The sequence below is a fragment of the Chondromyces crocatus genome (genome assembly GCF_001189295.1).
Taxonomy (GTDB): domain Bacteria; phylum Myxococcota_A; class Polyangia; order Polyangiales; family Polyangiaceae; genus Chondromyces; species Chondromyces crocatus.
This window is the reverse complement of the sequence record NZ_CP012159.1, coordinates 3,675,484-3,696,028: the sequence shown is the minus strand read 5'-3', so window position 1 is coordinate 3,696,028 and position 20,545 is coordinate 3,675,484. Positions and strand designations below refer to the sequence as shown.

The window sequence follows — 20,545 nt, the reverse complement described above, 5'->3', positions numbered from 1 at the left end:
GGAGAGGTCTGAGGGAGGCCAGTCAGAGACATGAAGGTGCCCGGGTCACACACGACCACGCGCCTCGTGCCAGCCAGGCGTCCGCTGACGAGGGAGGAGCGCTCAGGGATCCGCGTCGCCGTTCCGGTAGTCGCGCAGGAAGGTGAGGATTTCGCGCGCGCTGTCGAGGAGGTCGTCGTAGGTCAGGATGGAGATGCCGGCCAGAAAGCTGTTCTGGAGTGCGAGATGATCGCGCTCCCGATCGTCGGAGCGGCGCCCGATCACAACCACGCCGCGCGGTCGTTCGAGCCGCACCTGTAGACCTTTTCGCGCCTCGTAGCTGTTCGGCCCTGCGCGTTCTTTTTCGGCGAGATCGATGTATTCCATGAGCTGCCCCACGGCGCGCGCGCACTCTTCGCTCAGATGGAGACGGTCGCCATAGCCCTTGAGCACGGGCTGATCCGGCCGCTTCAGCTCCCAGAGGTCCGGAAAGTCGTCATGCCGCACGAACAGCAGATCCACCTTCGCCCCGCGCCCCACGTCATGGGGTGATTTGCACTCCCGGTACCGAGGCCCGAGGATGATGCGCCAGTTCTTCTTGAGAAACTCGCGGTACCTTTCCTCCAGCTCGTTGCGCTCGACGAGCGCCTCGAAGGCACGCACGGTGCGGCTCGCCACGTAGACAGGGCTCGCCAGGGCCACGGCGATGGCACGCAGCAAGGCGCCCTTCAGATCCCGTTCATCTTTGAACAGGAACTGCCCGCCTCGGTTTCGTTGCATCACCTCACGCATCAGCTCCCGGTTCCTGCTGTGGGCGGTGGCGATGACGACGGGCCGAAAGGGGTCGTCTCTCAGCAGGCCTTCCAGCGCGCGAAGACCGTGTGCCGCGTCAGCGTCCGCGCGACCGGGGTGGGAGGGGAGCTGGAGATCGAGCATCACCACATCGGGCTTGAAGGCCTCGGCCCGCGCGAGCCCGTCGTCGACGGCCGCTGCGCGCTCGACCACGTACCCGGCGGCTTGCAGCCAGGCGGTGTAGTCCTCTGCATTCTGGTCGTCGTCCTCGACCAGCAAGATCCGCTTCGACGTGCCGTCGCTCATCCGTCCGCTCTCCAGGCTACGAGTTCCACGAAGAAGCAGGTCTGGTCCTGCTCAGAATCAACCCCGACGCGCCCGCCCATGCTCTCCACGTAGCGCCTCGCGATGGGAAGCCCAAGCCCTGTACCCCGCGGCTTGCCGGCTCCGCCCGTCTTCGTCGTCACCAAGGGCTCGAAGATGCGGTCGCGATCGCCGGGGCTCACGCCATCCCCGCTGTCCCAGATCTCGATCCGAATGTTTTCGCCCACTGGACGGCCGCGCAAGGAGACGTGGGGAGGTGTTCGCTCGGAGCTGGCGATTGCGGCCTGGAATGCGTTTTGAACCAGGCAGAACAGCGCCTCGCGCAGCGCTTCCGGGAGCGCGCTGACCACGAGGTCGTCCGTGACGTGCAGTGCCATCTTCACCGACGGCTGTTGCTGCTGGAGTTGACGGAGGAGTTCTTCGCCGAGTGGACGCAGCCTGACGGGCTCTCGGGTCCCGGTAGGTTCGTCGCGCCAGAGACGTGTCTTCTCTGCCAGATCCGCGAGATGGGTGATCTCTGCCTCCAGCCGTTCCAGAGGGCGCGCCAAGGTGTCGAGCTGGGTCTTCGAAAGTTCCTGGCGTATCTCTTCGAGGTATTGACGCATGGCCCCTACAGGCCGGTTCAGGATATGCGCGAAGGTCAGGTGTAGCTTTCGTTCGACTTCATCCTGGATCGCCTGCTCCATTCTCCCGAGCGCACTCCCGGTCAGACGGACTGCAATGTCCGGTGCGATGCGGCTCAAGAAACGAAGCGTCATCGCCGGGAACTGGTGACGAAGAAGCAGACCTTCATTGCCTTGCTCGACTTCGCGAAGAATTTTTTTGGCGACAAAATAGTCTCGCGCAATCGAATTGGTGAACCCTTGCAAACTCAAACAAAATCGTTCTGTATAGCTTGACCATGGCCAGTCGAACGAGATCTCGTCCTCGCGAACTTCTCCAAGCGCGAACTGGCGCATGGCAGCTTCCTCGAAACTCTTGAGAACCTCATCTCGATCTCCCCTTTGAGGGAGCCTCTGTTCAACCAAGCGGAAGTACCGCAGCGACATCGATGCAATCCAGTCAGCGACGGGAAGAGCCTCGGCATCGTCGGCTCGGCTTGAAAAGATTCGCAAGAAGTCATGGAAACGGGCGAGCTTCGCTGAAAGGTCGGTGAAGTCACGGCTGGAGCGAAGGGCCTCTCGCACTCGCTGAACAACTGGCGACGAGCCGAGACGCTGGTCGAACCACGCCGCCAAGTCTTCTGGTTGCGGCTCAAGGAGCAACAACTCGACCAGGTTTTCCGGGATGACGAAACGAAACTCTACTGGCTCACCTGTGACGATATCCTTCGTACTCCTAACGATATAATGACCCATCAAACACCGTGTATTGATGTCCACTTGCTCGTTTACGAATCCATTAATGGTTGGAATCACAAGTCCTAGTGCTACAGCGAGCTGTGAGAGTGGCCCCCAGCTCGCCCGATTCACATCGAGGAGCGCTCTCTCCGTGCCTACCCTCCGTGCGGCTCGATACGAGGCAAGACGGAGCACCGAGGCGACTGCATCCCTGTCTCCGTTCAGACGCAGAGAGGAGCCATCCGCAGCTCGAACCCAGTCGTCGATGAATGACTCGACCCCCACCTCTTCGCCAGATTCGAGCCGCGCTCTCCTGGGAATGTAGAAGGTATCCTCTTTGGACTGTTCGACGTTCCGGATCAACGCATTCAGCTCATCTGTGATCCCGGAGATGGTCAGAAACCACTCCCGAAATGTAAAGATGCCGCAGGCACTCCCATCGAGATCCGGCGCATAGCCCTCGGGCAGCTCCCCGGACATCACGACCCCGATGGCCCGATCGGCATTCATCGCCTTTCGCGCACCTTCGAGCGCATCAAGCGCCTCATCGAGTGCATCCGGCGGCGACGGCAGCGCTCGAAACAGCGTCCGCGGTCGAACGAACCCTGACGTGGGCACGGCGAACCACGCAACAGTCCCCTCCTCGGTCCCGACCCCACGCTCCACGTCGAACCCAGCAAGCCGGAACACCTCGGCGATCTTCCCTTGATCGTCCAGGCTCTCGAACGAGGTCGCCAGCTGCTCAGATTCCATCCCGCACTCCCGCCAGATCCTCTCGATTCCCTACCCCTCCCCGAGGGCCCCCACAAGCCCACGCCCTTCCCCCTCCCCTGCCCTGCCGACCCTCGCCCGCCCCCACTTCCCCTCCGCCCCAGCCCCCCCATACATCCCCCACAGCGCCTCCCCCATCGCGCCCAGCCGCCGCCGCAGCCCCTCCGGCGCCACCACCTCCACCCCGCCCCCCATCCCCGCCAGCTCCACCAGCTGCGCCACCGCGATCGCCTCGCGCTCGAAGTCGACCGTCACCAGCTTCGAGCCATCTGCCTCGCGCGCCGCCGCCTGGATCCTCTCCCGATCCCCTGCCCCGCGCGCCGCCCCCAGCGCCTCTTCCCCTTCCCCCCACACCCGCACCGTCACCTCGTACGTCGCCCGCTTCTCTGCGAACCGCGCGCACCACCCCTTCCAGAACCCTGCCAGCTCGAACCCTGCTGGCCGCACGAACCGCTCCTCCAGCGCTCGTGCCCCCGCCACTCTCCCCCCGCGGAAGACGCTCACGCCCTTCTCGGTCCCCGCCACCAGGTACCAGCGCTCCACCTTGATCACCAACCCCAGCGGCTCGACCACCCGCTCGCTCTCTGCGCCCTCGAAATCCCGGTACGTCAGCGCCACCTTCCGGTCCTCCCACACGGCATCCCGCAGCACCCCCAGATGTGGCACCTCCTCCCGCTCCTGGAACCATGACGAGCCATCCACGAACAGCCGCTCTCGGGCCCGCGCGGCCTCGGGCTGCTGGCCCGCCGGCAGCGCAGCGGCCACCTTCCGCAGGCCGCTTTGCAGGGCTTCCTCCAGCCCCAGATCCACCAGCGCTCCTGGCTGCCCTACCCCGGCCAGCGCTTCCACCTCGCCTCGCGTCAACCCCGTCAAGCTCGTCCGCCACCCCGCCAGCAGCGAGACCCCTCCGTGCGGGCCACGGCTCACACAGACGGGCACCCCGGAGGCCGAGAGGGCGTCGACGTCCCGGTAGATCGTCCGCACCGACACCTCGAGTTCACGCGCCAGCTCACACGCCGTCGCCCGACGCCGGCTCTGCAGCAGCATCATCAAGCTCACCAACCGGTCCGCCCGCATCCGCCCACCTCGCAGAAACGGACCGTAGTCCCACCATCCTGACAGAGGATGTCAGCATTCCTTCGCTACACCCCCCTCCGAACCCGAATTCGCGAGGTCCCGACCATGAAGCCCACTCCTCCTCGACCCCTTCAGAACACCATCGCCCTCGTCGCCGGGGCCACCCGGGGCGCCGGCCGCGGCATCGCCACCATGCTCGGTGAAGCGGGCGCCACCGTGTATTGCACCGGCCGCAGCGTCCGCGGCGCCCCCGCCACCGGCAAACGCCCCGAGACCATCGAAGAAACTGCCGAGCTGGTCACCGCGAACGGAGGCCAGGGCATCGCCGTGCAGGTGGACCACAGCCAGGAGCCCCAGGTCGAAGCCCTCCTCGCGCGCATCCGCGAGGAACGAGGCCGCCTCGACCTCCTCGTCAATGATGTCTGGGGGGGCGACGCCCTCACGGACTTCTCGAAGCCCTTCTGGGAGCAGTCCATCGAAGCCGGCCGCACCATGATCGACCGCGCCATCTTCACCCACCTCATCACGGCGAAGCACGCCGTTCCCCTCTTGAAGCAGAGCCCGCGCCCCCTGCTCGTCGAGATCACCGACGGCGACACCTTCGCCTACCGCGGCAACATCTTCTACGACCTCGTGAAGACGGCCATCATCCGCCTCGCCTTCGTCTACGCCCGCGAACTCCGCGCAACGAACATCACGTCGGTCGCCGTCACCCCGGGCTTCCTGCGCTCCGAGGAGATGCTCGACCACTTCGGCGTCACCGCCGACACCTGGCGAGACGGGGCCCAGAAAGACCCTAACTTCATCGCCTCCGAGACCCCGGCGTTCGTCGGACGCGCCATCGCCGCCCTCGCCGCCGACCCGGATGTGCACCGGAAGAACGGCCGCGTCTTCGCCTCCTGGACCCTCTCCGACGAATACGGCTTCATCGACGCCGACGGCACCCGCCCCCACTGGGGCAATCACTTCCAGGCCACCTACGGCGCCGAGATGAGCGACTCGCTCGGCTGGAAGGCGCTCGACGACACCTTCTACGCCTACTGGCGCGCCGATTACCTGGACCTCACCTCCCCGGACGGCATCTCATGACCCCCTGACGCCGCCGGCCACGCCCCCCTCCTCCGCTCAAGCCTCCTGCTCGAACCGATCGAGCACCGGGGTCTCCAGCGCCTCGGCCTCCTCCTTGCGCGCTTCCACCTCCGCCACCTCTTGCCAGCGAATCCATCCGTGCCGCGCCGCGTGTTCCGCTGCCGTCACCGTGTCATCCATCGCCAGCATCACGCTCCCGGCGAGCCGGATCTCCTCCGCAATCGCCGTGATCGCGTGTTCCCGTCCCGGCTTCTGGCGAACATTCCGGATGTAGACGCAGCGAATGCGGCCCGGGAACTCCCGCACGATCGAGCGATAATGCTCCGCATCTTCCTGCCCGCTGTCTCCGATGAGGAGGAAGGGCAATGGCTCCATGGCCCGCAGGATGCTGCGGATCTTGTCCAGCTTGTGCCCATGTCCTCCGCCTGGAGCGATTCCCGTGCGGCTCAAGCCCCAGTCGCGGAGAAGCAGCGGGCCGGCTGGAATCCGGTGCAGGGCCAGGTACTCGTCCAGGTGTTCGTAGAGATTCCACGGACTCGACGACACATAGAAGATCGGATTCCCCGCCTGCCCGCTCCGCCCTTGGGCCAGCGCCTCGTAGAACGCGTCGACGCCCTCGAACGGGAGCCGTAGCCGGTGATCCGTCAGAAACAGGGCATAAGCCCGTTTGAACAGGTTCGTCACCTCCGTCACGATGACCGTGTCGTCGATGTCGCTGATGATCCCGAACTCCGCTTCTCGACCGGCCACCACGACCGGCGCCTTCACCTTCACCGCGCTCGTCGACGCAGGGGACAGCAGCGACAGCTCCACCTCGTGCCACCCTGGGGTGATCCCATCGGGCGGCTCGACCGTGATCTCGAGGAATCCCTCTTCGTCGCTCACGCATTCCCACGTCCGCTCTCCCCAGCGGACTTCCACGCGCGCGTGCGGAATCTCCAGCGTCGCGAACCGCTTCCACGAAGCGACTGCGCTCCCCACCAGCGTCCGCTGTTTCAGCGCAGCCCGCTCGTAGCGATCCTCCAGCACCCGCCCCTTCACCACGCACGCCCGCGTCGTGCCGTACCCTCGGTACGGCAGGATCCGCGGCGGCCGCGCCAGGTTCAGTTTGCTCCGCAGCCGGTAGCTCAGCGACTCGAACTGGTGCTCGACATGGAAGGCGGCCCGGACCAGCGCGCTCGGCGATCGGGAGGACATGACACGGCAGTCTCCCCAGCAAGAGAGGAGCGTCAACCGTTTCTCGCACCTGACGCCGTTCGCCTCGCTCCGATCCTGCGGTCACCTCGCCACAAAATCACGCTGGACCACAGGCCTCGCGCTCACTCCGGATCACAGACCTGCTGGGTGCAGGCCCCGTCGAGCGGCGCACAGATGCTGCAGCTCTCGTTGCAGCAGTACTCCCCTCGACCACACACGCTGCTCCCGCACATCACCGCGGTCTCTTCGCAGACGTGCTGGGTACACATCATGTCGGGCGGCAGGCACAGGCTACAGCTCGCATTGCAGCACACCGTTCCGCGGCCACAGATGGCCTTGCCACAGACCGACCACCCCGCCGTCACGCCGCTGGGCGGCGTCGACGAGTCCGGATCATCCACGCAGATCCCGCTGCAATCCGCGCCGCCCATCCGGGGATCGCAGTCATCCCGCGGGTCATCCACGCACACGAGCCCGGCGGGACACGGCAGCCCCGCGATCCCCCCGCACGTCTCCGGCTCCTCCAGTGTCGTCGTCTCCCCGTTGCCAGGGATGCCCTCGTCCACCTGGTCGCCTCGCTCGTCCTCCGACGAACAAGCCCCCAGCATCCCAACCGTCACCACCATGCCCAATGCCAAGCTTCGAACCAACATCGCGCCCCTCGCTTTCCGGGAGTGAAGACCCATCGAGCGTCACGAAGTGCGACGCCCGGGTCGGGCCCCCCTGAGTGGGCACGAGCCATGCCGCCCGCAACGGGCACGAGCCATGCCGCCCGCGTCAGAAGCCCCCGCCCCCGTCCTCGTTGCATTCCGTCGACGCCGCGCCTTCCCACGCCCGCGACGCCGCGCCTTCCCCTGCCCTCGACACGCCACGCTGTCCCCATCCCGCCTCACGCGGTCTCCATCCCGTCCCACGCCGTCTCCATCTCGTCCCACGCCGTCTCCATCTCGTCCCACGCCGTCTCCATCCCGCCTCACACTGTCGCCATCCCGCCTCGCTCCGTCCCCATCCCAACGAGCGTTGCCGACCAGAACTGCCCCGTGGCGGCATCCGGACGCACGAACCCAGGGAGTTTCCTGTAAGCTTTCGGGCGTCCTGGTGGATGCACGACGACGTTCGATGCACTTCCGCGGGGGTCACCATCACCGGGGGGAATCATGCAGGGACCATCGGATCACAGAGCTCCGACCACGAAGCTGCTCGGGCAAGCCATGACTGCCGCACGCGATCTCGCGTCCGCCGAGATGACTCTCGCGCGCGACGATCTGACCCGCGCCGCCACCCAGTCCGTGGCCGCCGTCTTGCTGCTGGGCACGGCGGTCGTGACGGCGGCTTCCGGGATGCAGTTGATGCTTCTCTCCGCGGCTTTCGCCCGCCAGAGAGAGCCCTCGCGCCCCATGCTGCTCGGCTTCGGCCTGCTGTCGCTCGCGGTCATCGCGGGCACGGTGGGCACCGTGATGCTGCCGAGCAATCCCCTCGGTGGGATCCGAGAACGCCTCGCCGAAAACGCCCGCCGGATCAGGAGAGATCATCGATGAGCAAGCAGGACGACCGACGAGAAGCTGCCACACAGCAGGCCGAAGCCTCCAGCGAACGTCTCGGCGAAGCCGTCGCCGAGCTGGGACGCCGCGAAGAAGAGCTGGCCGAAGCCGGCCGAAGAGCCCTCGTGCTCGGCAAGAAAGCCCTCAACCACCCTCTGACCCTTCCCCTCGTGGGTGGCGTCGTGGCCCTCGGCCTGGGCCTCCTCGTCGCCCGCGCCCAGCGTCGGAAGCGGAGCTGGTGGTCCGCGTTCCGCTGATCCTCTGACGAGGCGATGAGCGCGCTGGTCGGCGTCGGGGCTTGCCCCCTCCTCCCGGGCGCGATCGCTCACGCGGCTCGGGCACACCACGGAATCGTTTGCATTGCGGGCCCATGACCGGGGCATGGCGTCGGCGACGACGCAGCCGTCGGGACTGGGGCCGTTCTGCGTGGTGTCGATGAGGGCTTCGGTGATGAGGATGTCCGGGGAATCCCTCGACGCGACGGATTCGTCTCGAGCCGTCGGTCGTCGTCCGTCGCCTGGATCCCGTCTGAGGGGAGATGGGAGGGAGGCTCAGGGGCTCCGGAGAGTGACGCAGGGACTTCGGTGAGGGGTGCAGGGGCTTCGGAGAGATGGGCAGAGACTCGGGAGAGATGGGCAGGGAGTTCGGAGAGGCGGTCAGGGATTTTGGCGAGAGGTTCAGGGATTCGGGAGAGACGGGCAGGGACTCGGGAGAGATGGGCAGGGGCTTCGGTGAAGCGTTCAGGAACTTGGGAGAGATGGGCAGGGGCTTCGGTGAAGCGTTCAGGGATTTTGGCGAGAGCTTCAGGGATTCGGGAGGGACGGGCAGGGAGTTCGGAGAGGCGGTCAGAGATGCTGGCGGGGGTCGGGGTGGTGGGGACGGTCGGGGGCGGAGAAAATCGGGGGCGGGCCGAGAATATGTGGGGTGGGTCGGACGTCGATGAATGACGTCGGTGGGGTGTGAACTGCCCACGGGCGCCGTCCGATAAGCCATGTGCTGTCAGGAGATTCGTCATGCCGTTCGATCCGTCGAGCCTCTCGGCTCAGGCAAGGGCCCGTTACATTCGGCTGGGGAGGAGCTACAGCGCTCACGTCACGCTGGCGCAAGCGAATGAGACGCTGGGTGCGCTGGGGAGGCACGAGGGGGCGCTGGAGGGGTATGGGTTCAGTCGGGGGGATGGGGGGCGGCTCGCGGAGGTGCGGGATGCGCTGGTCTCGGCGTCGGTGAGGCGGACGGGAGAGGTGGGGGTGAGGCGGCAGGAGCGGGGGGTCTATGCGGGGGCGCTCCGGAAGGGGCGGGAGGGGCGGGAGGTGGGGAGGGCGGTGTTGCTGGGGGTGCTGGTGGAGCTCCGGGACCGGGGGGAGGTGGGGGGTGAGCAGCGGTTGGTGGAGACGGCGCTGGCGATGACGTCGCGGTTGCCGGAGGGGAAAGGGGAAGGGGTGGCGCTGTGTGGGCAGCTGGGGTTGCTGCTGGAGGCGCTGAAGGTGCCAGGGGTGGGGGGCCTGGCGGCGGGTCGGGGTGGGGTCGAGGGGCTGGGGGCGCTGGAAGGGGCGCTGGAGGGGCTGGAGGAGGGGTTGCAACGGCGGCCTGCGGGTGGGGGGACGCCCGAGGAGACGGAGCGGGTGTATCTGCTGGGGGGGATGGTGGTGACGCTGGTGCGGCAGGCGCGGCGCGCGGCGCGGAATGCGGGGCGGGCGCTGGGGCTGGGGTCGATCGGGGAGGTGTTCGGGCTGCGGTTGCTCGATGGGCGGGGGCGGAAGAGGCGGAAGGCGGGGGGGTCAGGCGAGGGCGGTGTGGAGGCCGATGGTGTTGCCTTCGGTGTCGCGGATGAGGGCGAAGAAGCCGTCAGGGCCGAGGCTGGTCTTCGGCATGAGGAGCTTGCCGCCAGCGTCGGGGACGCGGGCGATGGCGCCGTCGAGGTTGCCGCGGGTGTCGAGGAAGACGCGGGTGGGCTGGGTCGAGGGGCGGTTGGGGTCGACGCGGAGGAGGGCGCCGCGGATGCCGCCGTCGCGGTAGGCGAAGAGGACGTGGGCCTGGTCACGGGGGGGGCGGCGCTCGAAGGTGAGGTCGAGGATGGTTTCGTAGAAGCGGGCGGCGCGGCGGAGGTCGAGGGTGGGGATGTCGAACCAGTGGAGGGGGCGGCGAGGGCTGGGGTGCACGGGAAGCTCCTTTCGAGGGAAGGGAGCGTAGGGGGAGGGGATGACAGCCTCTTGTCAGGATTGTCGAGAGGGGGGCGAGGGGGTGGTCGGGGGAGAGGTGGGCGGGGTCGCGCGGGGCGGGCTGGGCTCAGGGGGTCGCGGCACGTCGGCGCCGATGAGGGCTGAGGCGAGGTGCGACGGGAGGGGCGTTCGTCAATCTCACCATCAATGCGCAATCCCGAGTGCGTGCTGATGGGCATGCAGGATGTGATCGATGATCAGGTCGACCCCTACCCCATTCTTCACCTGAGCAAACACGATCGGTCCATCGGCCCGGATCGCCTTCGCGTCCCGGTCCATCACCGAGAGATCTGCGCCGACGGCGGTCGCGAGGTCCGTTTTGTTGATGACCAGGAGGTCCGACTGCGTGATCCCGGGCCCACCCTTGCGGGGCACCTTGTCCCCTCCGGCTACGTCGATCACATAGATGATGTAATCAGCCAGCTCTCGGCTGAAGTTCGCTGCCAGGTTGTCCCCACCCGATTCGATCAGCAGAATCTCGGGACCGTGCAGCTCGGACAGCTCCTCGAGGGCCAGCAGGTTGGACGCGATGTCCTCCCGGATGGCCGCGTGCGGACAGCCACCCGTTTCGACTGCGCGGATCCTGTCGGCGGGCAGCGCCTGGTGGCGCAGAAGAAATTCGCTGTCCTCCCGGGTGAAGATGTCGTTCGTCACCACCGAGAGCCCGATCCGGTCACGCAGGGCACGACAGAGCGCAAGGACCAGCGCGGTCTTGCCGCTGCCGACAGGGCCACCGATGCCGACGGTGAATGCCCGGTCTTCGTAGTCACGCCGGAGGGGGCGGTCACGGTGGTGAAAATCGCCAGGCCCCCCGAGTGGCTCGTGCGTGTGACCGTGACCGTGTGCATGAAAGGGATGACGCTGTGAATGGACATGCGCATGCGCATGCGATCGAGAATGCGAACGCGCCGGGCCATGACATTCGATGTCATCGCGGTAGATGAAGCGGTCGTCGATGCAGGAACGGTCAGGCATGGTGATTCTCCATTCAGCTCGAAAACAGCCGCGAATAGAGGCGGTCGTGATGACTCTGGAAGACATCGAGGAGGGGGGCGGTCGTCGCGAGATCGTCCTCCGTGAAGGACCGAGCCCGCGCACAGAGAGACTCGAGCAGTGGACCGAAGCGGGCCTGGATGCCTTGCGCTTCCAGCGGCCCGATGAGACCGAGGCGAACCGCGCTCGATAGAAGTCCCCGGAGATGAAGGAAGAGAAAGAGTCGTGCAGGATCCTCCGAACCAAGATCGAGGTGATGCGCGATGACCCCGAACAGGGGCGCGAGATGCCCTGGCTGCCCGGAGGCGCGCAGGTCCTTGCGAAGTTCCCACAGCGCCGTCGAGCCGAACGTCGAGGCCGTGGTGGCGAGCCATGCCCGCCCTTGCACGCGGCTGGCGCGGTTCGCGACCGCGCACGTCGTGGAGGCCTCGCAGAGACGATCCAGCTCGAACAAACGGCTGGGCGCCCGGTATGCCGGGAGGAGAAGGGGGAGCGCGCTCCGCGTCGTCTGGTGGAGGCTGTGCTGGACGATGCGGAACAATGCGCCATGCCCCTGGATTTCACCGAGCTGCGCCGCCGCTTCCAGGCCGCTGGAGTGCGCGAACCCTCCCGTGGGGAAGGCCGAGTCCGAGAGCTGAAGCAGGAGCAGGAGAGCATTCATCGGCGCACGAGTTCCTCCCTCCATCAGAACAGGAAGTACCGCTGCGCGAGCGGTAGCCGGGTCGCAGGTGCACACGCGAGGCGCTCACCGTCCGCGGTCACCAGGTAACTCTCGGGGTCGACGGTGATCGCCGGGAGCGCGTCGTTCAGCCGCATGTCCTCCTTGGTGAGCGCGCGGCAACGACGGACGGCTTCGAGGCGCTTGGTGAGCCCATAGGTGGCCACCACGCCCGCATCGAGCGCGGCTCCGCTGACGAACGCGAGGCTGTTGCGCCCAGGGGCCCGGCCGTACCGCCCGAACATCGGCCGCATGATCACCGGCTGAGGCGTCGGGATGGACGCATTGGGGTCCCCCATCTGCGCCCATGCGATCACGCCGCCTTTGATCACCATCTCCGGCTTCGCGCCGAACAGTGCAGGCCGCCACAGCACGAGATCGGCCAGCTTGCCGACCTCGACCGATCCGACCACGTGGCCGACCCCGTGAGCGATCGCCGGATTGATCGTGTACTTCGCGACGTAGCGGCGCGCTCGGTGGTTGTCACTTCTCCCTCGATCTTCCGCGAGTGCTCCGCGCTGCCGACGCATCTTGTCCGCCGTCTGCCAGGTCCGCGTGATCGACTCCCCGATGCGCCCCATCGCCTGCGAGTCCGAGGAGATGATCGAGATCGCTCCCAGGTCGTGGAGGATGTCCTCGGCCGCGATCGTCTCTCCCCGGATGCGCGACTCCGCGAACGCCACGTCCTCGGGAATGCTCGGATCCAGGTGATGACACACCATGAGCATGTCCAGGTGCTCGTCCAGGGTGTTCACCGTGAAGGGTCGCGTGGGGTTCGTCGACGAAGGCAGGACGTTGCGCTCGCCGCACACCCGCAGGATGTCCGGTGCATGCCCTCCGCCTGCTCCTTCGCTGTGGTAGGTGTGAATCGTCCGCCCTTTGAACGCCGCAATCGAGTGCTCGACGGCGCCCGACTCATTGAGCGTGTCCGTGTGGATCGTGACCTGAACGTCGTGGGCCTCCGCCACGGTGAGACAGCAGTCGATGGTCGCGGGCGTCGTCCCCCAGTCCTCGTGCAGCTTGAGTCCGATCGCGCCCCCGAGGATCTGCTCTCCGAGGCCTTCCGGCAGCGATGCGTTCCCCTTCCCCGTGAACCCGAAGTTGAGGGGCAGCTCGTCCGTCGCCTCCAGCATCATCCGGAGGTGGTGCGCCCCTGGCGTGCACGTCGTCGCGTTCGTGCCCGTGGCCGGCCCCGTGCCCCCTCCGATCATCGTGGTGATCCCCGCCGCGATGGCCTCGTCGCACTGCTGCGGGCAGATGAAGTGAACATGGGTGTCGACCCCCCCCGCCGTGACGATCATCCCCTCCGCGGCGATGACTTCCGTGGTCGGCCCGACGATCATCGTGGGTGTGACCCCGGCCATCACATCCGGGTTCCCGGCCTTGCCGATCGCCGCGATGTGACCGTGTTTGATGCCGATGTCGGCCTTGTAGATGCCCGTCCAGTCCAGGATGACGGCGTTGGTCAGGACGCAGTCGAGCGCTTCCTCCTGCGTCGCCCCCGCGCGCTGCCCCATGCCATCGCGCAGGACCTTGCCGCCCCCGAACTTGCACTCGTCTCCGTACGAGGTGTGATCTCGCTCGATTTCGATGAGCAAATCCGTGTCTCCGAGGCGAACGCGGTCTCCCGTGGTGGGGCCATAGATCTCTGCATAAGCGCGGCGGGAGAGGTGACGGGGCATCAGGTTCTCGAGCTTCCGTGAAGCGAAAGAGTCAGCGGGGTTCGGGCGTCGAGGTCCGCATGGAAGCTCACCTCAGGCCTCCGGTTCGTGGGCGAAACCGAGCGCCTGGACGCGCTCCATGGCGCGCGCGAGGTTCTCTGGGCACACGGGGCCCTGAGCGAGGTTGTTCCCGCCGCGGATCACCCGCTCCCCCGCGATCGGGACGAGCGTGACCGTCTTCACCTCTCCCGGCTCGAACCGGACCGCTGCGCCCGCCGGAATGTCGAGGCGGTGGCCGTAAGCCCTGGCCCGGTCGAAGCGGAGATACGGGTTCGCCTCGATGAAATGGTAATGACTCCCGACCTGGATGGGCCGGTCGGCGAGGTTCGCCACCCGGAGCTGCACCACGCTGCGCCCTTCGTTGAGGACGATGTCCCCCTCGGGAACCTGGTAAGCGCCAGGGGGAGAAGTCAGCTCTCTGGAAAGAGGGAGCGAGGGGAAACGCGCGAGATCCGGGACGGGGAGGAAGCTCCCGTAAAGAGCGAGGGCGAGGTCGCCCTGCTCGGCGGCGATGGGATGATGGACCGTGACGAGCTTCGTACCGTCCGGAAATGTCCCCTCGATCTGCACTTCCGTGACGATCTCGGGGACGCCTTCCATCACCTGGTTGCGGCCGAGGATCCTCTTTCCGAGGTCCATCAGCTCCGCGACGCGCTTCCCATCGCGGATCAGTTCCAGAATCTGGGTGGAGAGGAGAGCGATGCTCTCCGGGACGTTGAGCCTCACCCCGCGGGCGAGGCGCTTCTGCGCCAGAAAGCCCGCATTGTGCAAGGTCAGCTTGTCGATCTCACGCGGAGAGAGGTGCATGGCCCCTGGCTGCGACCGCAATGATGGTCGCAATGCCGAACCCTAGCACCACACGCGCCCCCGGTGTGATGGCAAGGGGGAGAATTCCTCGCGAATTCCCGCTGTTTTCGGCACTACATGCCAGGCACGACGGGCGCGCTCCGCGTGTATCGAACACATAACGACTTTGTATCGTCCCGTGGACCGTTGTGTGTCGTGCGTATTTCGAGCGTGTCACGTGGTCACGTGCAGGGCATCGGGCTCGCGCTCGACCGACCTCGACGCCGCCTCAGGACGCCGGCCGGTCCTCAGGGAACCAGGTCGACTCGCCCAGCGCTTGCCAGACGTCCATCTCGCGCGCGACGTCGGCGAGCTTCTGGCGGTTGCGCGCGATGGCGTCGAGGCCCAGAGGCAGCCGCAGCGGGGGCTGCTCGGCGTGGGCGATGGTGACCACCGCCTGGGCGGCCAGCGCGGGGTCACCCGGCTGACGTCCATTCCGTTCGCTGGACATCACCCGGACCTTGCCGACCGTGTCCGCATAGTCCGCGATCTGCTGCGCCGTCGGCCGCAGCGACCCACCCGAGAGGAAATCCGTGCGGAAGTAGCCCGGCTCGACGATCGTCACGCGGATCCCCAGGGGAGCGACCTCGTCGGCCAGCGACTCGGACAGCCCCTCCAGCGCGAACTTGGTGGCAGCGTAGACGGCGTACCCCGCCGCTCCACTGAAGCCGCCGATGGACGAGATGTTGATGATGTGTCCGCTGCGCCGGGCACGGAAGTGCGGTAGCGCCGCCCGCAGGACCCGCAGCACCCCGAAGACGTTCGTGTCGAAGACGGCCCTGGTCTCGGCATCGCTCGTCTCCTCGGCAGCGCCCAGTACGCCGAAACCGGCGTTGTTGACGAGGACGTCGATGTGACCGAAGCGTTCGATCGCCGCCTGGATCGCCGTCTGCGCCTGGCGCTCGTCGGCGACGTCGAGTGCGACGGGGAAGAGGCGCTCGTGCTCGCCGAAGCGCGCGGTGATGTCCCGAGGAGAGCGCGCCGTGGCGACGACGGCGTCCCCCTTGTCCAGGGCAGCGCGGGTGATCTCGGCACCAAGACCTCGGGACGCGCCAGTGATGAGCCAGATCTTCATGGGATTCTCCTGTTCTTCGTGCATTCGCTCGGGTTTCGTCGACTCGTCGTGCGCAGGGCAGACGGGAGGCCCGCCGCCCGGAAGCGGCGCCCGCGGGAGGGCGACACCGGTTGACCGGGAACGCTGCTCGTTGCGGGTGCCGCGGGGGCCTTCGCCGCCGCGCTCGATGACTGGAATGTGATCGATCCGAGCCGTTCCGATAAGCTGGTTTCCCTTCACCGGATCGTTGAGCTGGATTCACCCATGGCCCCCCCCCGGATGGACTTCACGCGCCTCTCCGCCTTCGTGGCCGTGGCGACGCACCGCAATTTTCGACGGGCCGCCGTGGAGCTGGGCGTGTCCCCTTCGGCGCTCAGCCACGCGGTGCGCGAGCTGGAGGAGAACCTCGGCGTCCGCTTGCTGCACCGGACCAGCCGGAGCGTCTCACCGACCGAGGCGGGAGATCGGCTGCTCGGGCGGTTGAGCACGTCGTTCCGCGAGATCGGGGACGCGCTCGACGAGGTGAACGCTTTCCGCGACACGCCGGTGGGGACGCTGCGGATCAACTCGTCCCACCTGGCGGCGGAGATGGTGCTGACCCCGATCATGGGCCGCTTTCTGCGAGCGCATCCCCAGATGCAGCTGGAGGTCGTCTGCGAAGACGGCCTCGTGGACGTGGTCGCGGGAGGCTTCGACGCCGGCATCCGCTTCGGGGAGAGTGTGCAGCAGGACATGATCGCCGTGCCGATCGGGCCCCAGCAACGCTGGGCGATCGTGGGTTCGCCGAGCTATTTCGCTCAGCGAGGGAGGCCGAAGGTCCCTTCCGATCTGAAAGCGCACGCCTGCATCCGGTACCGCTTCCAGAGCGGCGCGCTGTTCCCCTGGGAGTTCGAGAAGGCCGGCAAGGAGCAGACGGTGGACGTGCAAGGCCCTCTCACGCTGGGCAGCCAGACGCTGATGATCCACGCCGCGATCGACGGGGTCGGGCTGGCGTCCGTGTTCGAGGCGATGGCCACCCCGTCGCTGAACGAGGGTCGGCTGGAGCGGGTGCTCGACGACTGGTGTCCGCCGTACCCCGGTCTGTACCTGTACTACCCGAGCCGTCGGCAGATGTCGGCCGGGCTGCGCGCGTTCGTGGAGATGGCGCGGGGCCACGTCGCCGCGCCGTAGACGCGCCTCACCACCGCCGCGCCCACGGGTCCTCACCGAGGAGTGGCGTGAGGACCTGGAGCGCGCTGCGGACGGCGGCGGTCACCTCCTCGATGCGCTCGCCGGCGATGCGGAGCAGCGCGCCGCCAGCGACCGGATTGACCGCCGTGTGGAGGGACGCGAGCTGGCGCGGCTCGGCCCGCAGCGGGGTGGCGGCGAACCGCTCGACCAGGCCCGCGGCCGCCTCGGCGAGGGCAGGCCCGAGCAGCAGCACGGTGGCGAGCGCGTCGAAGCGGCCCATGCGGTCCGCGACGGAGAGGTCGGCGTCGTCTTCGAGGTGGAGCGCGTCGCGGATCGTGAGGCGCCCGTCGACGAAGATCTCGGTGGTGCAGTGGAGGGACGTGAACTGCCAGCGCTCGGCCCGCGCAGCTCGGCCGGAGACGATGGCGTCGACGAGGGCGAGCGAGGCCCCGGGCGACAGGTCGATGCGCTGGTGCTGGCGGTAGATCGCGCCGGCGAAGGGGCAGAGAGGATCCGGAAGCCACGCGAGGAAGGCGCCGTCGGCGAGGCGAGCGCGGAGGGTCTGCACCGAGGGACGCCCATCGCTGGGGTAGATCTTGGTGGAAGACTGGGTGGCGACGAGCGCGGCGGCTGCCGGCGCGAGGTCGAGGTCGAGGTCGATGCTGTCGCCAGGGAGCAACCCACCGCCGAGCGTCGCCGCGTAGATCCAGGCCGCAGGTCCACGCGGCCGAGGGACGAGGAGCTTGAGGGGGGCGTCTGCGCGGGAGGAGACGACGGCCGAGGCTCCATCGACGCGGGCGACGCCCAGGGTGCCGCCCCCCGCCCGCTCGGGCGACGCCTTCGGGTCCATGCTCAGCGGGTGAGGCGCGCTTCGTCGTCGCGCGCGCTGGAGGGGTGGGCCGTGGCGTCGACGCTCCGGAGGCTCACGGGCGCCGTGGCGGCATCGCCATGGGTCTCGCCGAGGATGGAGCGCGCCGCTGTCGCCCGGGCAGCGCCTCCGCCAGCGATCGTCGCGTGATCGACGACCCAGTGGGCGTCGAGCAGGTCGAGGTAGTCGAGGTCGAGCTGCCCCCCCGAGGGGAGGATGAACACCGCCGAGAGGTGGGCGTGGGCGCGCACGGCCTGGACCATCTCGCGCGGGATGTAGAGGGCGGCGTGGGTGAAGAGGTGGACGACCGGTGTCCGGGGGTCGTGGTGACGAGCGATGTCGAGATCGGTGGCGAGTTCGGCGAAGACGCGCGCTGGATTGCGGCCTCGCTCGCCCTTGAACGAGAGGATGTGGGCCGTGGGGAGCTGCCCCGACTTCGCGCGCTGGATCTCGTAGAGCCGCGCGTCATAGAAGCGGAAGGCGACGTCTTCCCCTTCGAGCAGGAGCTTCTTCCCGGTGGCGATGGCCATGCCACGGGCGAAGGTCTGGCGGTCGCCGCGCATGGACGCCGAGGCGTCGACCAGCAGGTAGTGGATGCGGCGCTGCTCTTCGCGGCTCTGCTCGCGCGCGTAGTAAAGGACCTCGTTGTCGGCGATCCGGCGGGCCAGTTCGAGGTCGTCCCATGCGAGTTCCGTGAGGACGAGACCGTCGATGGTGCCGCGGGTGTTGATCCCGGAGAACCCATGCGCGGCCGAGGTGCCCGCAGCAGGGCGCGTCTTGGTCTCCAGCACGCTCGGCAGGATCTCGAGGGAGAAGTTCACGATGTCGTTGGCCTCCGGCGATTCGAGGGCAGCGAGGAGATCCACCTGGGCGAGCGCGCCGGCGCTGGCCTCGGAACCCAGCATGCCGAAGAGGCGGAGGGTGTCGATGTCCAGCGCGTCGGCCATGGTGAGGACGAACAGGCGAGCATCGGCGAGGGCCCGGAGGGTCTGGATCTCGAAGACGCGGGAGACGCGCACCTCGGCAGGGAGCGTCGACGTCTCGAAGAGCGCGGCGAGCTGGGACTCGATGCCGTCGAACAGGGAGGCGTCGACAGGGATGCGGCTGCGGTAGCCGGGGGTGACCGTGAGCCGAGAGGCGACGGTGCCGAGGACCCGGGAGAGGACGACGGTGATGAGGTCGTCGTTCAGCTTGAGCTGGGGGGCACGGCGCGCGGCCTCGCTCTCGCCGATCTCGTCGAGCAGGGCGCGGTATCCCTCGATGTCGTGGAGGGAGATCCCACGGCCAGGGTCCAGGTGCGGGCGCTGGAGGCGCTCGATGGGACAGCGCGCGCCGAGTTCGAGCTGCTCGCGGGGTGCCGCGAACAGGAGGCCCACGTCATGCACCATGAAGAAGGGAAGGACGAGGCCGAGTCGTTCGAGGCCTTCATGCCAGCGGATGGCGCGCAGCGCGAGCGAGGAGCTGCGGGGCTTGATCTGGGAGATGGCCAGAGAGCCCAGGGGACCGACGACGGTGAGGTCGTTGAGCAGCGAGGGAGGGACGGGCACGGCGTCACCAAGGTAGTCGGGGTGGTCCGGGGAGGCGAGGTGATCCGCGGCGCGCGGCAGGTGGACCGGCTGGAGCGTGAGGCCGTGTGGGAGGGTGGCGACATCCTTGCCTGTAGGCCCAGCAGGAGGAGCAGCCATGATGACTGGAGCGAAGACCGTGCATGTGGCGCTCGGCATGGTGGCCGCGGGCGCCGCCGCGATCGCGATGATCCACGCTGGGCGCGGGCAGGATGAGAACGTGGCCTGGGCCGCGGAGAAGGCTCGGCCGGCCGAGGTACCTGCACAGGCTGGGAATGATCGGCAGGTGCAAGACCCGAGCGCTCACCAGGCGGAAACACCGGGCCGAGATGCGCTCGCGGATGAGCCGCGACCTCTGCGCGCCGCGCCGCCGCAGCAGCAGGCCGAGGAGCGCAGGAGTGAGCGGGAGCCCCACAAGGAAGACGTGAAGAAGAAGGGAAACGCGCGGGAGCGGGTGGCGACACTGCTCTCGTCGGGGCCGTCGGCCGCGCTGCTCCAGAAAGGCGACGCGGTGCTCGCCGTGGACGGGCGCTCCGTGGACAAGGCGGAGGCCTTGGAGGACTACCTGACGTCGCTCGCGCCAGGTACGGCGGTGCTGATGGAGGTGATGCGCGCAGGCGAGCGCCGGTTCCTCGGCGTGCAGCTCTCGAGCGCCCCTCCGAGGCCGAAGCCGAAGCCGCAGCGCGCGGAGCAGACCGCGCCAGCCGCGTCCACGCACGTGGTGGTGGTGCAGCCCGTGCCCATGGAACCCGCTCAGGTGGCCCAGGCCCCCGCCGGCTTCTTCTTCGGGGTGGGCGGTGACAGTGGCGGCTACGGGATGCGACCCCCCACCTCGGCAGCTCCTGGGCTGCCGCAGACACCGGGCGCGACGTTCGCCCCCGGCCCGGGGACTTCTTCCCTCGCCTACCCGCAGATCCCTGGCGTCGCGCAGCCTCCAGGGTTCCCGGGCGGGGCTGCGTTCGGCGGCGGGAGCATCCCGGGGTTCGGCTCGGTCGGCGCCATCGGAGCCAACAGCAGCGCCGGCGTGGGCAGCGTTGCAGGCGCCGCGAACTCGGTGATCGGCCGCGGTGGCGGGATGGGTCCGATGGGCGGTAGTGCCGGTTCCATCGGCGGTGGCGCCGTCGGCTTCGGTGTGATGGGTGGCGCCATCGGTGGTGCCCTCGCACGCTAGCGAACGGAGAGGGTTGCGCTCGGGCGCCACGCAGATCTCCCCTCGACACGCGCATCTCCAGGGGAGTCTGCAGGTAGCGGCCGCATCCGCACGCTGGCATGCTCCGCCAT

19 protein-coding genes are annotated in these 20,545 nt (G+C 67.9%); 7 read left to right on the top strand and 12 right to left on the bottom strand.

The genetic code is table 11. The features are described 5' to 3' along the window. Positions 1-102 precede the first annotated feature (102 nt). From CMC5_RS13830 to CMC5_RS13820, 3 genes are read right to left on the bottom strand one after another with little or no spacing between them, the layout of a single operon-like run. Positions 103-1,077: a Shedu anti-phage system protein SduA domain-containing protein gene (locus CMC5_RS13830; protein WP_050430857.1), complete on the bottom strand. Its 975-nt coding sequence runs from the start codon at positions 1,075-1,077 to the stop codon at positions 103-105. Next, a complete protein-coding gene (locus CMC5_RS13825) occupies positions 1,074-3,188 on the bottom strand; it encodes a sensor histidine kinase (RefSeq protein WP_050430856.1) in 2,115 nt (704 codons plus the stop codon). The genes CMC5_RS13830 and CMC5_RS13825 overlap by 4 nt, the downstream gene beginning before the upstream one ends. Before the next feature lie 30 nt (positions 3,189-3,218). Further along, positions 3,219-4,283 (bottom strand): helix-turn-helix transcriptional regulator, encoded by a 1,065-nt coding sequence (locus tag CMC5_RS13820; protein ID WP_050430855.1) that lies wholly within the window; start codon positions 4,281-4,283, stop codon positions 3,219-3,221. Positions 4,284-4,388: 105 nt separating this feature from the next. On the opposite strand from CMC5_RS13820, the gene CMC5_RS13815 reads away from it, so the two are divergent. Beyond that, a complete protein-coding gene (locus CMC5_RS13815) occupies positions 4,389-5,372 on the top strand; it encodes an SDR family oxidoreductase (protein WP_050430854.1) in 984 nt (327 codons plus the stop codon). Between the two features lie 36 nt (positions 5,373-5,408). Here CMC5_RS13815 and CMC5_RS13810 read toward each other — a convergent pair whose 3' ends face one another. Beyond that, entirely contained in the window at positions 5,409-6,569 is a 1,161-nt protein-coding gene (locus tag CMC5_RS13810; protein WP_050430853.1) for an App1 family protein phosphatidate phosphatase, read from the bottom strand. A 122-nt stretch (positions 6,570-6,691) separates the two neighbouring features. Next, complete coding sequence (locus CMC5_RS13805) at positions 6,692-7,195, bottom strand: hypothetical protein (RefSeq protein WP_050430852.1); 504 nt, start codon at positions 7,193-7,195, stop codon at positions 6,692-6,694. Positions 7,196-7,780: 585 nt separating this feature from the next. Here CMC5_RS13805 and CMC5_RS13800 point away from each other — a divergent pair. The 4 genes from CMC5_RS13800 (at position 7,781) to CMC5_RS47505 (ending at position 10,434) form a co-directional block, all read left to right on the top strand. Further along, complete coding sequence (locus tag CMC5_RS13800) at positions 7,781-8,107, top strand: hypothetical protein (protein WP_050430851.1); 327 nt, start codon at positions 7,781-7,783, stop codon at positions 8,105-8,107. Then, positions 8,104-8,367 (top strand): hypothetical protein, encoded by a 264-nt coding sequence (locus tag CMC5_RS13795; RefSeq protein WP_050430850.1) that lies wholly within the window; start codon positions 8,104-8,106, stop codon positions 8,365-8,367. The genes CMC5_RS13800 and CMC5_RS13795 overlap by 4 nt, the downstream gene beginning before the upstream one ends. Before the next feature lie 374 nt (positions 8,368-8,741). Further along, a complete protein-coding gene (locus tag CMC5_RS44445; RefSeq protein ID WP_156338560.1) occupies positions 8,742-9,053 on the top strand; it encodes a hypothetical protein in 312 nt (103 codons plus the stop codon). Between the two features lie 70 nt (positions 9,054-9,123). Beyond that, positions 9,124-10,434, top strand: a complete 1,311-nt coding sequence (locus CMC5_RS47505) for a hypothetical protein (RefSeq protein WP_050430849.1) — start codon at positions 9,124-9,126, stop codon at positions 10,432-10,434. 39 nt (positions 10,435-10,473) lie between these two features. Here CMC5_RS47505 and ureG read toward each other — a convergent pair whose 3' ends face one another. The 5 genes from ureG to CMC5_RS13765 all read right to left on the bottom strand — a co-directional run bounded on the left by ureG (position 10,474) and on the right by CMC5_RS13765 (position 15,682). Then, complete coding sequence (gene ureG / locus CMC5_RS13785) at positions 10,474-11,256, bottom strand: urease accessory protein UreG (RefSeq protein ID WP_425394833.1); 783 nt, start codon at positions 11,254-11,256, stop codon at positions 10,474-10,476. Between the two features lie 61 nt (positions 11,257-11,317). After that, the gene (locus CMC5_RS13780; protein WP_050430848.1) at positions 11,318-11,983 is read right to left on the bottom strand and encodes an urease accessory protein UreF; all 666 of its coding nucleotides are present in this window, start codon (positions 11,981-11,983) and stop codon (positions 11,318-11,320) included. Positions 11,984-12,006: 23 nt separating this feature from the next. Then, positions 12,007-13,722: an urease subunit alpha gene (ureC, locus tag CMC5_RS13775; RefSeq protein WP_050430847.1), complete on the bottom strand. Its 1,716-nt coding sequence runs from the start codon at positions 13,720-13,722 to the stop codon at positions 12,007-12,009. Between the two features lie 72 nt (positions 13,723-13,794). Continuing rightward, positions 13,795-14,568 (bottom strand): urease subunit beta, encoded by a 774-nt coding sequence (gene ureB, locus CMC5_RS13770; protein WP_050430846.1) that lies wholly within the window; start codon positions 14,566-14,568, stop codon positions 13,795-13,797. A gap of 268 nt (positions 14,569-14,836) precedes the next feature. Further along, entirely contained in the window at positions 14,837-15,682 is an 846-nt protein-coding gene (locus CMC5_RS13765) for an oxidoreductase (protein WP_050435886.1), read from the bottom strand. Between the two features lie 243 nt (positions 15,683-15,925). Here CMC5_RS13765 and CMC5_RS13760 point away from each other — a divergent pair, with 243 nt between their 5' ends. After that, a complete protein-coding gene (locus tag CMC5_RS13760) occupies positions 15,926-16,831 on the top strand; it encodes a LysR family transcriptional regulator (protein ID WP_050435885.1) in 906 nt (301 codons plus the stop codon). A gap of 7 nt (positions 16,832-16,838) precedes the next feature. On the opposite strand, the gene CMC5_RS13755 is transcribed toward CMC5_RS13760, so the two are convergent. Together CMC5_RS13755 and CMC5_RS13750 are read right to left on the bottom strand one after the other, a co-directional pair. Further along, complete coding sequence (locus tag CMC5_RS13755; RefSeq protein WP_050430845.1) at positions 16,839-17,681, bottom strand: urease accessory protein UreD; 843 nt, start codon at positions 17,679-17,681, stop codon at positions 16,839-16,841. A 2-nt stretch (positions 17,682-17,683) separates the two neighbouring features. Further along, positions 17,684-19,384, bottom strand: coding sequence for a hypothetical protein (locus CMC5_RS13750; protein ID WP_245678428.1), 1,701 nt, complete (start codon positions 19,382-19,384; stop codon positions 17,684-17,686). On the opposite strand from CMC5_RS13750, the gene CMC5_RS13745 reads away from it, so the two are divergent. After that, positions 19,383-20,435 (top strand): PDZ domain-containing protein, encoded by a 1,053-nt coding sequence (locus tag CMC5_RS13745; RefSeq protein ID WP_082362469.1) that lies wholly within the window; start codon positions 19,383-19,385, stop codon positions 20,433-20,435. The two genes, CMC5_RS13750 and CMC5_RS13745, sit on opposite strands and share 2 nt — an antisense overlap. Positions 20,436-20,545: the final 110 nt, after the last annotated feature.

What these genes read in the sequence shown, in the direction of transcription:
- CMC5_RS13830 (WP_050430857.1), bottom strand. Translation starts at nt 1,077, where the DNA reads ATGAGCGACGGCACGTCGAAGCGGATCTTGCTGGTCGAGGACGACGAC.
- CMC5_RS13825 (WP_050430856.1), bottom strand. Translation starts at nt 3,188, where the DNA reads ATGGAATCTGAGCAGCTGGCGACCTCGTTCGAGAGCCTGGACGATCAA.
- CMC5_RS13820 (WP_050430855.1), bottom strand. Translation starts at nt 4,283, where the DNA reads ATGCGGGCGGACCGGTTGGTGAGCTTGATGATGCTGCTGCAGAGCCGG.
- CMC5_RS13815 (WP_050430854.1), top strand. Translation starts at nt 4,389, where the DNA reads ATGAAGCCCACTCCTCCTCGACCCCTTCAGAACACCATCGCCCTCGTC.
- CMC5_RS13810 (WP_050430853.1), bottom strand. Translation starts at nt 6,569, where the DNA reads ATGTCCTCCCGATCGCCGAGCGCGCTGGTCCGGGCCGCCTTCCATGTC.
- CMC5_RS13805 (WP_050430852.1), bottom strand. Translation starts at nt 7,195, where the DNA reads ATGGTGGTGACGGTTGGGATGCTGGGGGCTTGTTCGTCGGAGGACGAG.
- CMC5_RS13800 (WP_050430851.1), top strand. Translation starts at nt 7,781, where the DNA reads ATGACTGCCGCACGCGATCTCGCGTCCGCCGAGATGACTCTCGCGCGC.
- CMC5_RS13795 (WP_050430850.1), top strand. Translation starts at nt 8,104, where the DNA reads ATGAGCAAGCAGGACGACCGACGAGAAGCTGCCACACAGCAGGCCGAA.
- CMC5_RS44445 (WP_156338560.1), top strand. Translation starts at nt 8,742, where the DNA reads ATGGGCAGGGAGTTCGGAGAGGCGGTCAGGGATTTTGGCGAGAGGTTC.
- CMC5_RS47505 (WP_050430849.1), top strand. Translation starts at nt 9,124, where the DNA reads ATGCCGTTCGATCCGTCGAGCCTCTCGGCTCAGGCAAGGGCCCGTTAC.
- CMC5_RS13780 (WP_050430848.1), bottom strand. Translation starts at nt 11,983, where the DNA reads ATGAATGCTCTCCTGCTCCTGCTTCAGCTCTCGGACTCGGCCTTCCCC.
- ureC (WP_050430847.1), bottom strand. Translation starts at nt 13,722, where the DNA reads ATGCCCCGTCACCTCTCCCGCCGCGCTTATGCAGAGATCTATGGCCCC.
- ureB (WP_050430846.1), bottom strand. Translation starts at nt 14,568, where the DNA reads ATGCACCTCTCTCCGCGTGAGATCGACAAGCTGACCTTGCACAATGCG.
- CMC5_RS13765 (WP_050435886.1), bottom strand. Translation starts at nt 15,682, where the DNA reads ATGAAGATCTGGCTCATCACTGGCGCGTCCCGAGGTCTTGGTGCCGAG.
- CMC5_RS13760 (WP_050435885.1), top strand. Translation starts at nt 15,926, where the DNA reads ATGGCCCCCCCCCGGATGGACTTCACGCGCCTCTCCGCCTTCGTGGCC.
- CMC5_RS13755 (WP_050430845.1), bottom strand. Translation starts at nt 17,681, where the DNA reads ATGGACCCGAAGGCGTCGCCCGAGCGGGCGGGGGGCGGCACCCTGGGC.
- CMC5_RS13745 (WP_082362469.1), top strand. Translation starts at nt 19,383, where the DNA reads ATGATGACTGGAGCGAAGACCGTGCATGTGGCGCTCGGCATGGTGGCC.
- CMC5_RS13750 (WP_245678428.1), bottom strand. Translation starts at nt 19,384, where the DNA reads ATGGCTGCTCCTCCTGCTGGGCCTACAGGCAAGGATGTCGCCACCCTC.